Source organism: Streptomyces sp. NPDC029836 (genome assembly GCF_055574495.1).
The window spans coordinates 115,627-128,236 of the sequence record NZ_JBVHZI010000002.1 but is presented as its reverse complement, the minus strand read 5'-3'; the positions used below and the strand labels follow the sequence as shown (position 1 = coordinate 128,236).

Sequence of the window (12,610 nt, the reverse complement as noted above, 5' to 3'; positions counted from 1 at the left end):
CATGAGGCACCGCGCGAGAACGATCCTCGCCGCAACCGCATTCGTCATCGGAACCACATTGGCCGCGCTACCCGCCGCGGCCCAGGCCCAGCCCGCACCCGGCACCGGATCCGGCGCCGACGAGGTACGGGTCTACGACGCCGACATCACCCGCGAGCAGGTCCCGCTCGTGCTCGCGGCCGGCCAGGACGCCCACGAACTCGCCGAACGTGCCCCGGAGAGCGGCACCGCCAAGATCGAACTCTTCCTCACCGGCGGCCAGGCCGAGCAACTCGCCGCCCAGGGGATCAAGCTCGCCGAACGCAAGGCGTCCAGCCAGGGCCTGGCCCGCGCCAAGGCCGCCGGGGACGGGGTGTTCCGCCCGTACAGCGGCAAGGGCGGACTCCAGGAGGAGATCCTGAGCACCGCCCGGGAGCACCAGGCGCTCACCAAGGTCGTCTCCATCGGCAAGACCGTCCAGGGCAAGGACATCCTCGCGCTCAAGGTCACCAAGAACGCCAAGAAGGGCAAGGACGGCGACAAGCCGTCCGTGCTCTACATGTCCAACCAGCACGCCCGCGAGTGGATCACCCCCGAGATGACCCGGCGGCTGATGCACCACACGCTCGACAACTACGGCAAGGACCCGCGGGTCACCCGGCTGGTGGACTCCACCGAGCTGTGGTTCCTGCTCTCCGCCAACCCCGACGGATACGACCACACCTTCACCGCCGACAGCGCCCGACTGTGGCGCAAGAACATGCGCGACAACAACGGCGACGGAAAGATCACCGGCGGCGACGGCGTCGACCTCAACCGCAACTTCTCCTACAAATGGGGCTACGACAACGAGGGCTCCTCACCGAACGCGTCGAGCGAGACCTACCGGGGCCCCCAGGGCGGCTCCGAACCGGAGACCCGCGCCCTCGACGCCTTCCAGAAGCGGATCGGCTTCGAGTACGCCATCAACTACCACTCGGCCTCCGAACTGATCCTCTACGGCGTCGGTTGGCAGGTGGCCACCCCCACCCCGGACGACGTGGCCTACCAGGCCCTGGCGGGCACCCCGGAGAAGCCGGCCGTCCCCGGCTACTACCCCCAGCTGTCCTCCGAGCTGTACACGACCAACGGCGAGGCCGACGGCCACGCCGCGAACGTCAACGGCACCATGATGTTCACCCCCGAGATGACCACCTGCCAGACGGCCTCCGAGATCGATCCGAACGACCCGTGGAAGCCCGAGGACTGCGCCTCCGGCTTCAACTTCCCGGACGACGAGAAGCTCATCCAGGGCGAGTTCGCCAAGAACATCCCCTTCGCGCTGACCGTCGGCGAGAGCGCCGCGCACCCGGACCAACCGGCCTCCGCCGTCGGCCTGAGCGCCGCGGACTTCACCCCCGACCCCTTCACCACCTCCTGGGCCGGCCGCGGCGAGGACCAGACGGTCTCCGTCACCGCCCGCAAGGCCCTGCGCGACAAGGAGCTCAACTACCGGATCAACGGGGGCCGCACGCACGACGAGGACCTCAGGGCCTGGAAGGGCGGCGACGTCTACGGCGGCGAGGACAACAACTGGTTCGACGAGTACCGCGCGAAGATCGACGGCGCCCGCCCCGGCGACAAGGTCGAGGTCTGGTTCACCGGCCGCGACCGCTCCGGCAAGCAGGTTTCTGGCGAGCACTTCACGTACACCGTCGCCGAACGGCCCCGCGCGGACGTCCTCGTCATCGCCGAGGAGGGCGCGAAGGCACAGCACGCCGCGGCCTACGTGGACGCGCTGCGCGCCAACGGGAAGTCCGCGGCCGTCTGGGACGTGGCGACCCAGGGCGTCCCGCACCACCTCGGGGTGCTGTCGCACTTCGGGACCGTCGTCCACTACACCGGCGCCAAGACCCCCGGCGGCGACACCCAGCTGGCGGTCCGCGACTTCCTCAACGAGGGCGGCAAGCTCATCGAGGCCGGTGAACTGGCGGGCGGCAACGCCCAGGTCGGCCGGGCCGTGACCAACGACTTCAGCCAGTACTGGCTCGGCGCCTACGGACGGGCGAGCGTCGGCGCCCCCACCGGCTTCACCGGCACCGGAGCCCTGAACGGCTCCAAGGCGGGCCTCGGCGACGCGGCGGGCAACCCGCTCAACGCCCCGGGCGCCTACACCGTGACCTCCGAAACCCTGCCGCCCGCACAGTTCCCGCAGTTCAGGAGCGCCCAGGCGGGTCAGTACGCCGGGGTGGCCAACCCGTACGCGCCCTACGCCGGCGCCGGGATGGCCTCGGCCACCCACGCCGACGACGACTGGAAGCGGCTCACCCGCACCATCGACCTCACCGGGGTCACCGCCGCCGACCGGCCGCAGCTGAAGCTGGCCCTCAACTGGAACACCGAGGAGGGCTACGACCACGCCGCCCTGGAGGCCCGTACGGCCGGCGGGGACGACTGGACCACGCTCCCGGACACCGGCGGGCTGAGCTCGACCACCGTCCCCGCGGAGTGCGAGGCGGGCTTCCTGCTGAACGGGCACCCGTTCCTGCGCCGCTACCTCACCCTCGACGGCGGCGGCTGCGCGCCGCAGGGCACCAGCGGCAGCTGGAACAGCTTCACCGGCTCCTCCGGAGGCTGGAAGCAGGTCACCTTCGACCTGAGCGCCTGGGCCGGCAGGTCCGTCGAGGTCTCCCTCTCCTCCATCACCGACCCGGGCTCCGGCGGCCGCGGCGTGTTCGCGGACGAGGCCCGGCTCAACGTCGGCGGGGCCGACCGGGCCGCCGAGGGCTTCGAGACCTCCCTCGGCACCTGGACCGCGCAGGGCGCCCCGGCCGGAAGTCCCGATGTTCCCGGCGATTGGTCCAGGACCGGCGAACTGTTCAAGTCCTACGCGTCGGTCACTACGCGTGACACGGTGCTCCTCGGCTTCGGCCTCGAACACGTGCCGGCCGCAACGGACCGCGCCCTACTCGTCGGTAAGGCGCTCCGAGCGCTGAACCGCTGATCAGCGCCCCTCCCGTCACTCACCCTGAGTGACGGGCACGAAGTCCCGGGGGGCCCGTGCCCGCACCAGTGGTACGGCCCCCGGGGCGTGTCAGGCCTCGATCGATGTCACTCCAAAGCTCACGGAGAGGTAGGGTCGTAAGCGGTCGGGGACATCCCATACAGCTCGCCGGCGGACAGGCCGGCGCACCCAACGAGGAGATCGGTTCGTGACGATCCGCGTAGGCATCAACGGCTTTGGCCGAATTGGCCGCAACTACTTCCGGGCGCTCCTGGAGCAGGGAGCGGACATCGAGATCGTCGGTGTCAACGACCTGACTGACAACGCGACCCTGGTGCACCTGCTCAAGTACGACACCATCCTGGGTCGCCTCAAGGCCGAGGTCTCCCACACCGACGACACCATCACGGTCGACGGCAACACCTTCAAGACGTTCGCCGAGCGCGACCCCGCGAACCTCCCCTGGGGCGAGCTGGGCGCCGACATCGTCATCGAGTCGACCGGCATCTTCACGAAGAAGGCCGACGCCGCCAAGCACATCGCGGCCGGCGCGAAGAAGGTCCTCATCTCGGCTCCGGCCAAGGACGAGGACATCACGATCGTGATGGGCGTCAACCACGACAAGTACGACGCGGCCAACCACCACGTCATCTCCAACGCCTCCTGCACCACCAACTGTGTGGCGCCGATGGCCAAGGTCCTCGACGAGAACTTCGGCATCGTCAAGGGCATGATGACGACGGTCCACGCGTACACGAACGACCAGCGCATCCTGGACTTCCCGCACTCGGACCTGCGCCGCGCCCGCGCCGCCGCCGAGAACATCATCCCGACGTCCACCGGTGCCGCCAAGGCCACCGCGCTGGTCCTCCCGCAGCTCAAGGGCAAGCTGGACGGCATCGCGATGCGCGTCCCGGTCCCCACGGGCTCGGTCACCGACCTCGTACTGGAGCTCTCCCGCGAGACCACCGTGGAAGAGATCAACGCCGCCTTCCAGAAGGCCTCCGAGGGCCAGCTGAAGGGGATCCTCGACTACACCGAGGACGCCATCGTGTCCTCGGACATCGTCAACTGGCCGGCCTCCTGCACCTTCGACTCCTCCCTGACGATGGTGCAGGACGGAACGCAGGTTAAGGTCGTCGGCTGGTACGACAACGAGTGGGGCTACTCCAACCGTCTCGTCGACCTCACCGTCTTCGTCGGCGGTCAGCTCTAAGTACGCAGGGCAAGGCACCACGATGTGAGTACAGGGTCCGGGTGGCGCGATGGAGCGCCGCACGGGCCCTGTTGCTTGCCTCGTTCTCCCTTCCTCGCCCTTCGGGTGAAGGCATCAAAGGAGTAGAAACACATGAAGACGATCGACGAACTGCTCGCCGAGGGCGTCAAGGGCAAGCGGGTCTTCGTCCGCGCGGACCTCAACGTCCCGTTCGCCAAGGGCACCACCACGATCACCGACGACGGCCGCATCCGCGCCGTCCGGCCGACCGTCGCGAAGCTCGCCGAGGCGGGCGCCCGCGTGGTCGTCGCTTCGCACCTCGGCCGTCCGAAGGGCACCGGCGTGGAGCCGGAGTTCTCCCTCGCCCCCGCCGCCGCCCGCCTCGGCGAGCTGCTCGGCGCGGAGGTCGCGTTCGCCACCGACACCGTCGGGACGTCCGCCAAGGAGACCGTCGCCGCCCTCACCGACGGCCGGGTCGCCGTTCTGGAGAACCTGCGCTTCAACGCCGGTGAGACCTCGAAGGACGACGCCGAGCGCGGCGCCTTCGCGGACCAGCTCGCCGAACTGGCCGACGTCTACGTCGGCGACGGCTTCGGCGCCGTCCACCGCAAGCACGCCTCGGTCTTCGACCTGCCCGCGCGCCTGCCGCACGCGGCCGGTTACCTCATCGCCACCGAGGTCGGCGTCCTGAAGAAGCTGACCGCCGAGGTCGAGCGCCCGTACGTGGTGGTCCTCGGCGGCGCCAAGGTCTCCGACAAGCTCGCCGTCATCGACGAGCTGCTCGGCAAGGCCGACCGCATCCTCATCGGCGGCGGCATGGCCTACACCTTCCTCAAGGCCCAGGGCCACGAGGTCGGCATCTCCCTGCTCCAGGAGGACCGGATCCCGGTCGTCACGGAGTACATGAAGCGTGCCGAGGAGACCGGCGTCGAACTGGTCCTCCCGGTCGACATCCTGGTCTCGTCCGAGTTCCCGGATCTGAAGACCAAGGCCCCGGCCGACTTCGAGACCGTCGACGCGGACAAGATCCCCTCGGACAAGGAGGGCCTGGACATCGGCCCGAAGACGCGCGAGCTCTACGCGTCGAAGATCGCCGATGCCAAGACCGTCTTCTGGAACGGCCCGGTCGGCGTCTTCGAGCACCCCGACTACGCGGACGGCACCACCGCCATCGCGCAGGCCCTCGTCGACAGCGACGCCTTCACCGTCGTCGGCGGTGGCGACAGCGCCGCGGCGGTCCGCATCCTGGGCTTCGACGAGAACGCCTTCGGTCACATTTCCACCGGTGGCGGCGCCAGCCTCGAATACCTCGAAGGCAAGACGCTCCCCGGCCTCGCTGCCCTGGAGGGCTGAACCCACATGACCGCAGTTGAAAACGGCCGCACCCCGCTGATGGCGGGCAACTGGAAGATGAACCTCAACCACCTCGAGGCCATCGCCCACGTCCAGAAGCTCGCCTTCGCACTGGCCGACAAGGACTACGACGCCGTCGAGATCGCGGTCCTGCCGCCCTTCGTCGACCTGCGCTCGGTCCAGACCCTGGTCGACGGCGACAAGCTGAAGATCAAGTACGGCGCCCAGGACATCTCGCAGCACGACTCCGGCGCCTACACCGGCGAGATCTCCGGCCCGATGCTGGCGAAGCTGAAGTGCTCCTTCGTGGCCGTCGGCCACAGCGAGCGCCGCCAGTACCACGGCGAGAACGACGAGATCTGCAACGCCAAGGTCAAGGCCGCGTACAAGCACGGGATCACGCCGATCCTGTGCGTCGGCGAGGGCCTCGACGTCCGCAAGGCCGGCGAGCAGGTCCCCCACACGCTGGCGCAGGTCGACGGCGGCCTCAAGGACCTCCCGGCCGAGCAGGCCGAGTCCATCGTGATCGCGTACGAGCCCGTCTGGGCCATCGGGACCGGCGAGGTCGCCACCCCCGAGGACGCGCAGGAGGTGTGCGGGGCGATCCGCGGCCGCCTCGCGGAGCTGTACTCGCAGGAGCTGGCCGACAAGGTCCGCATCCAGTACGGCGGCTCGGTGAAGTCCGGCAACATCGCCGCGATCATGGCCCAGCCCGACGTCGACGGGGCCCTGATCGGCGGCGCGGCACTGGACGTGGACGAGTTCGTCAAGATCGCTCGCTTCCGCGACCAGTGAGTATGCGGTAGGGCGGATCCGTCGTACCCTTGCGGGGGCCAGGGGCTGCACCGGCAGCCGCTGGCCCCCGCGCCCGTCGCAGGCCCGGTGAAACAAGCCCAGAATGCCCAGAAAGTAGGAATCAGCCGTGATTATGGGGTTCTCGATCGCCCTGGTCGTCTTCAGCGCCCTGCTGATGCTGCTCGTGCTGATGCACAAGGGCAAGGGCGGCGGCCTCTCCGACATGTTCGGCGGCGGCATGCAGTCGTCGGTCGGTGGTTCCTCCGTGGCGGAGCGCAACCTGGACCGCATCACCGTCGTGGTCGGCCTGCTGTGGTTCGCCTGCATCGTCACGCTCGGTCTCTTCATGAAGACGAGCAGCTGACCGGTTTTGGTCATTGCGGCGGTACCGGCCACCGTGACGGGCCTATCCTGAGGTCCGGCGTTCCGGTTGCGGAACCAGTGATTCTGCTCGGCTTCACGTAGACCGGGGCGCCCTCAGCGGGAATTCCTCACGCTTTGCGGCACCATCACGCAGGGAGTTACGACCGTGGCAAGTGGCAACGCGATTCGTGGAAGTCGGGTCGGAGCCGGGCCGATGGGCGAGGCCGAGCGCGGCGAATCCGCGCCCCGCCTGCGCATCTCCTTCTGGTGCTCGAACGGGCACGAGACGCAGCCCAGCTTCGCCAGCGACGCGCAGGTGCCCGACACCTGGGACTGCCCGCGCTGCGGATTCCCGGCCGGACAGGACCGGGACAACCCGCCCGCCCCGCCGCGCACCGAGCCCTACAAGACGCACCTCGCGTACGTCCGGGAACGGCGCACGGACGCCGACGGCGAAGCCATCCTCGCCGAGGCGCTCGCGAAGCTCCGCGGCGAGATCTGAGACTCGGCGCGAACCTGAGCAGCACTCAAGAGTGACCGGGGGCCCGGTCCGTGGGAGTACGAATCCCGCGGGCCGGGCCCCTTTGTGTGCGTTGTCCGCCTTCGGATCCCTTAGGTTTGGAGGCGGCGGGGCACAACAGGACAGGAAGAAGTGGGTTGATGTCCGAGATGAACGCAGACAGCCGTACGAGGCTCAACCGGACGCCCGAGTGGAACGCACTCGGCAAGCACCGCGACGAGTTGGGGCAGACGCATCTGCGGGAGCTGTTCGAGACCGACCCGGACCGGGGCACCAACTACACCCTGCGGGTCGGGGACCTGTACATCGACTACGCGAAGCACCTCGTCACGGACGAGACGCTCGCGCTGCTGCGCGAACTGGCTTCCGCCACCGGCGTGGCGGAACTGCGGGACGCCATGTTCCGCGGCGAGAAGATCAACACGACCGAGGACCGGGCCGTCCTGCACACCGCGCTGCGCGCGCCGGCCGGCGCCGTGGTCGAGGTGGACGGCGAGAACGTCGTACCCGACGTGCACGAAGTCCTCGGCAGGATGCGGACCTTCTCCGACCGCGTCCGGTCGGAGGAGTGGAAGGGTCACACCGGCAAGCCGATCAAGAACGTCGTCAACATCGGCATCGGCGGATCCGACCTCGGTCCGGCGATGGCGTACGAGGCGCTGCGCGCCTTCACCGACCGCTCGCTGACCGTGCGCTTCGTGTCCAACGTGGACGGCGCCGACCTGCACGAGGCCGTGCGGGACCTGGACCCGGCCGAGACCCTCTTCATCATCGCGTCCAAGACCTTCACCACCATCGAGACCATCACCAACGCCACCTCGGCGCGCACGTGGCTGCTGGCGGGCCTCGGCGGTGACCAGGCCGCGGTGGCGCGCCACTTCGTGGCGTTGTCGACCAACGCCGAGAAGGTCGAGGAGTTCGGCATCGACACGGCCAACATGTTCGGGTTCTGGGACTGGGTCGGCGGACGCTACTCCTTCGACTCGGCCATCGGGCTCTCGCTCATGATCGCCGTCGGCCCGGACGCCTTCGAGGAGATGCTCGGCGGCTTCCACTTGATGGACGAGCACTTCCGCACGGCGCCGCCCGAGCAGAACGCTCCGTTCCTGCTGGGCCTGTTGGGGATCTGGTACGGCGGCTTCCACGACGCGCAGTCGCACGCGGTCCTGCCCTACAGCCACTACCTGTCGCGCTTCACCGCGTACTTGCAGCAGCTGGACATGGAGTCGAACGGCAAGTCCGTCGACCGGGACGGCAACCGGGTGGACTGGCAGACCGGACCGGTGGTGTGGGGCACGCCCGGCACCAACGGGCAGCACGCGTACTACCAGTTGATCCACCAGGGGACGAAGGTGATCCCCGCCGACTTCATCGGGTTCGCCCGGCCCCTGGCCGAGCTGCCGCCGACCCTGGCGGCCCAGCACGACCTGCTGATGGCGAACTTCTTCGCGCAGACGCAGGCCCTGGCCTTCGGCAAGACCGCCGAGGAGGTCCGGGCGGAGGGCGTCGCCGAGGAGCTCGTCCCCCACAAGACGTTCCGGGGCAACCACCCGACGACGACGATCCTCGCCGGCGAGCTGACCCCGTCGGTCCTCGGCCAGCTGATCGCGCTCTACGAGCACAAGGTGTTCGTCCAGGGCGCGGTGTGGAACATCGACTCCTTCGACCAGTGGGGAGTCGAACTGGGCAAGGTCCTCGCCAAGCGGCTGGAGCCGGCTCTGACGGAGGGCGCGGACACCGGGTCCCTGGACCCGTCGACCCGGACCCTGGTGGCCGCCTACCGCGAGCTGCGCGGCCGCGCCTGACCCGCGCACGAAGGGCCCGGCCCCCGCGACCGAACGGTCGCGGGGGCCGGGCCCTTCGTGCGTACGGGGTGCGGTCAGGCGGAGGCCGGCGGGTACATGTCGGACGGCAGTCCGGCCGCGGCCGCGCGGTCCAGCAGCCACAGGGTGCGGCTGCGGCCGACGGCTGCGGCCGCCGGTGCCTGGACGCCGCCCGCCCCGCCCAGGGCAAGGGTGACGGCGCCGGCCTTGTCCTCACCGGCCGCCAGCAACCAGACCTCACGGGCCGCCCGGATCGCCGGGAAGGTGAGGGAGATCCGGGTGGGCGGCGGCTTCGGGGCGCCGTGGACGCCGACGACCGTACGCTCCGTCTCGCGGGTCGCGGGGTGTTCCGGGAACAGGGACGCCACGTGGGTGTCGGGGCCGACGCCCAGCATCAGCACGTCGAAGCGGGGGACCGGGCCGTGGTCCTCGGGGCCGGCCGCCTTCGCCAGCAGGGCGGCGTAGGACGCCGCCGCCGCGTCCACGTCGGCGCCGTACGGGCCGTCGGAGGCGGGCATCGCGTACACGCGGGCCGGGTCCACCGGGACGGAGTCCAGGAGGGCCTCGCGGGCCTGGGTGCAATTGCGCTCGGGGTCGCCCTCGGGGAGGTACCGCTCGTCGCCCCACCACAGGTCGACGCGGGCCCAGTCGATCGCGTCCCGGGCGGGGGCGGCGGCGAGGGCCGCGAGCAGGCCGTTGCCGTTGCGACCGCCGGTCAGGACCACGGAGGCGCTGCCCCGGGCCGCCTGCGCGTCCACGATCTTCGTGATGAGCCGGGCCGCCGCGGCCTGGGCCATCAGCTCCTTGTCCCGGTGGACGACGACCTGGGGAGTCGTCATACCCATGTGCTGCCGCCTTATTGGTAGTTCCGGGGTGCGGGGGGTGCGGGGGGTGCGGGGTGGTACTGGGCGGGGCCCTTCCCCCGGAGGGAAAGGGCCCCGTACAGCTGCTACTTGGCGCCGGCCTTCTTGGCCGGCTTGGCGGCCGGCTTCGGGGCCAGGGACCCGGCCGCGGCATCGGCCGCAGCGTCGGCCGCGGCATCCGCCGCGGGCTCCGCCTTGGTTCCGGCGGCCTTGGTTCCGGCCGGCTTCGCCGGGGCCTTGGACGCGGTCGCCGCCGCGGCGGACGCCTCCAGCCGGGCCACGCCGAACTTCAGCGAGGCCTCGTAGGTGTTGTCCGGGTCGAGCCGGCGCAGTTCCTCCGCGAGCAGCTCGGCCGTGTCGCGGCGCTTGAGCGCCACCGCCCGGTCGGGCTGACCAGGGATGCACAGCGTGGCCAGGGCGCCGTCCGCGCGGTCCAGGACGATCACGCCGTCCTTGGTCTCCATGCGTACGGCGGTCAGCCCCGGACCGCCCGACAGGGTGCGGTTGACGGGTACGCCGAGGCGGTCCGCCATCCACATGGCCAGCAGCTCGCAGCTCGGGTTGTCGCCCTCGCCCTCGACGACCGCCGAGACGACGGCCACGTCCGGGTGCTGGTCCAGCGCCGCGGCCAGCATCGAGCGCCACGGAGTGATCCGGGTCCAGGACAGGTCCGTGTCGCCGGGGGCGTAGGCCGCCGCCCGGCCACCGAGGGCCCCGATGGGGTCCTCGCACGAGTACGTGTCCGTGATCCGGCGCTGCCCCAGCGCGCCCAGCGGATCGCCCGCCAGGTCGGCCGGAGCACCCTCCGGCCACCAGACGACCACGGGGGCGTCGGGCAGCAGGAGCGGGAGAACCACCGACTGGGCGTGGTCGACCAGTTCACCGTGCAGGCGGAGCACAACCGTTTCGCCGGTGCCGGAGTCCGCACCGACGCGGATCTCCGCGTCGAGACGGGCCTCGCGGCGACTGCGCGGCGAGCGGCTGACCCGCTTGACGACGACGATGATCCGCGAGGGGTGTTCGTGGGAAGCGTCGTTCGCCGACTTGAGCGCGTCGTACGCGTTCTCCTCGTCGGTCACGATCACCAGCGTGAGGACCATGCCGATGGCCGGCGTGCCGATGTCCCGGCGCGCCTGCACCAACGCGGCGTTGATCCTGCTGGAGGTGGTCTCCGTGAGGTCGATCTTCATGGCCGGCGCCAGCTCCGTCCGTCTCGTGCGAGCATCTCGTCCGCCTCGACCGGCCCCCAGGTACCCGCCGGGTACTGGGCGGGCTTGCCGTGCTTGTCCCAGTACTCCTCGATCGGGTCGAGGATGTTCCAGGACAGCTCGACCTCCTGGTGACGCGGGAAGAGGTTCGCGTCGCCCAGCAGGACATCGAGGATCAGCCGCTCGTACGCCTCGGGGCTGGACTCGGTGAAGGACTCGCCGTAGGCGAAGTCCATCGTGACGTCCCGGACCTCCATCGAGGTGCCGGGCACCTTGGAGCCGAAGCGGACGGTCACGCCCTCGTCCGGCTGGACCCGGATGACCAGGGCGTTCTGCCCCAGCTCCTCGGTCGCGCCCGACTCGAACGGCAGGTAGGGGGCCCGCTTGAAGACGACGGCGATCTCGGTCACCCGACGGCCCAGGCGCTTGCCCGTCCGCAGGTAGAACGGGACGCCGGCCCAGCGGCGGTTGTTGATCTCCAGGCGGATGGCCGCGTAGGTGTCGGTCTTCGACTTGGGGTCGATGCCGTCCTCTTCGAGGTACCCGACGACCTTCTCGCCGCCCTGCCAGGCTCCCGAATACTGGCCGCGCACGGTGTGCTTGCCCAGGTCCTCGGGCAGCTCCACGGCGGTCAACACCTTGAGCTTCTCGGCCACCAGCGCCTTCGGGTGGAAGGAGCCGGGCTCCTCCATCGCGGTGAGCGCCAGCAGCTGCAGCAGGTGGTTCTGGATGACGTCGCGGGCCGCGCCGATGCCGTCGTAGTAACCGGCCCGGCCGCCGATGCCGATGTCCTCGGCCATCGTGATCTGCACGTGGTCGACGTACGACCGGTTCCAGATCGGCTCGAACATCGTGTTGGCGAAGCGGAGCGCCAGGATGTTCTGGACGGTCTCCTTGCCGAGGTAGTGGTCGATCCGGAAGACCTCGTCACGGGGGAACACCTCGTGAACGACCTTGTTGAGCTCTTCCGCGCTCTTCAGGTCGTGGCCGAAGGGCTTCTCGATGACGGCACGCCGCCAGGAACCCTCCTTCTGCGCCAGACCGTGGTCCTTGAGCTGCTGGACGACCTTGGGGAAGAACTTGGGGGGCACCGAGAGGTAGAAGGCGAAGTTGCCGCCCGTGCCCTGCGCCTTGTCCAGTTCCTCGATGGTCGCCTTGAGGGTCTCGAAGGCCGCGTCGTCGTCGAAGTCGCCCTGGACGAACCGGCAGCCCTGCACCAGCTGCTGCCAGACCTCCTCGCGGAAGGGGGTGCGCGAGTGCTCCTTGACCGCGTCGTGCACCTCCTGGGCGAAGTCCTCGTCCTGCCACTCGCGGCGGGCGAACCCGATCAGCGAGAAACCCGGCGGCAACAGGCCGCGGTTGGCGAGGTCGTAGACGGCCGGCATGAGCTTCTTGCGCGACAGGTCACCCGTAACGCCGAAAATGACCAGGCCGGACGGCCCCGCGATGCGCGGGAGCCGCCGGTCCTGTGCGTCACGAAGCGGGTTCGCTCCGTTCACCGACAAAA

The 12,610-nt window shown here is 69.9% G+C and carries 10 protein-coding genes; 7 read left to right on the top strand and 3 right to left on the bottom strand.

The window, feature by feature from the left end; genetic code table 11:
- Position 1: 1 nt before the first annotated feature.
- From ACZ4XJ_RS06360 to pgi, 7 genes are all read left to right on the top strand, one after another.
- A complete protein-coding gene (locus tag ACZ4XJ_RS06360; protein ID WP_468495507.1) occupies positions 2–2,962 on the top strand; it encodes a M14 family metallopeptidase in 2,961 nt (986 codons plus the stop codon).
- Between the two features lie 208 nt (positions 2,963–3,170).
- Positions 3,171–4,178: a type I glyceraldehyde-3-phosphate dehydrogenase gene (gap, locus tag ACZ4XJ_RS06355; protein ID WP_362878682.1), complete on the top strand. Its 1,008-nt coding sequence runs from the start codon at positions 3,171–3,173 to the stop codon at positions 4,176–4,178.
- Positions 4,179–4,310: 132 nt separating this feature from the next.
- The gene (locus ACZ4XJ_RS06350; protein WP_362878680.1) at positions 4,311–5,531 is read left to right on the top strand and encodes a phosphoglycerate kinase; all 1,221 of its coding nucleotides are present in this window, start codon (positions 4,311–4,313) and stop codon (positions 5,529–5,531) included.
- Positions 5,532–5,537: 6 nt separating this feature from the next.
- Positions 5,538–6,326, top strand: coding sequence for a triose-phosphate isomerase (gene tpiA / locus ACZ4XJ_RS06345; protein ID WP_362878678.1), 789 nt, complete (start codon positions 5,538–5,540; stop codon positions 6,324–6,326).
- 133 nt (positions 6,327–6,459) lie between these two features.
- On the top strand, positions 6,460–6,690 hold the full coding sequence (gene secG, locus ACZ4XJ_RS06340) for a preprotein translocase subunit SecG (RefSeq protein WP_362878819.1): 231 nt from the start codon (positions 6,460–6,462) through the stop codon (positions 6,688–6,690).
- Positions 6,691–6,855: 165 nt separating this feature from the next.
- Positions 6,856–7,191, top strand: a complete 336-nt coding sequence (locus ACZ4XJ_RS06335) for an RNA polymerase-binding protein RbpA (protein ID WP_007263454.1) — start codon at positions 6,856–6,858, stop codon at positions 7,189–7,191.
- Between the two features lie 167 nt (positions 7,192–7,358).
- Positions 7,359–9,014 (top strand): glucose-6-phosphate isomerase, encoded by a 1,656-nt coding sequence (gene pgi / locus ACZ4XJ_RS06330; RefSeq protein ID WP_468495920.1) that lies wholly within the window; start codon positions 7,359–7,361, stop codon positions 9,012–9,014.
- A 74-nt stretch (positions 9,015–9,088) separates the two neighbouring features.
- Here pgi and pgl read toward each other — a convergent pair whose 3' ends face one another.
- The 3 genes from pgl to zwf all read right to left on the bottom strand — a co-directional run bounded on the left by pgl (position 9,089) and on the right by zwf (position 12,608).
- Positions 9,089–9,871 (bottom strand): 6-phosphogluconolactonase, encoded by a 783-nt coding sequence (gene pgl, locus ACZ4XJ_RS06325; RefSeq protein WP_362878190.1) that lies wholly within the window; start codon positions 9,869–9,871, stop codon positions 9,089–9,091.
- 110 nt (positions 9,872–9,981) lie between these two features.
- Positions 9,982–11,085, bottom strand: a complete 1,104-nt coding sequence (opcA, locus tag ACZ4XJ_RS06320; protein WP_468495506.1) for a glucose-6-phosphate dehydrogenase assembly protein OpcA — start codon at positions 11,083–11,085, stop codon at positions 9,982–9,984.
- On the bottom strand, positions 11,082–12,608 hold the full coding sequence (gene zwf / locus ACZ4XJ_RS06315) for a glucose-6-phosphate dehydrogenase (RefSeq protein ID WP_281209421.1): 1,527 nt from the start codon (positions 12,606–12,608) through the stop codon (positions 11,082–11,084). Before zwf ends, opcA begins: the two co-directional genes overlap by 4 nt.
- Positions 12,609–12,610: the final 2 nt, after the last annotated feature.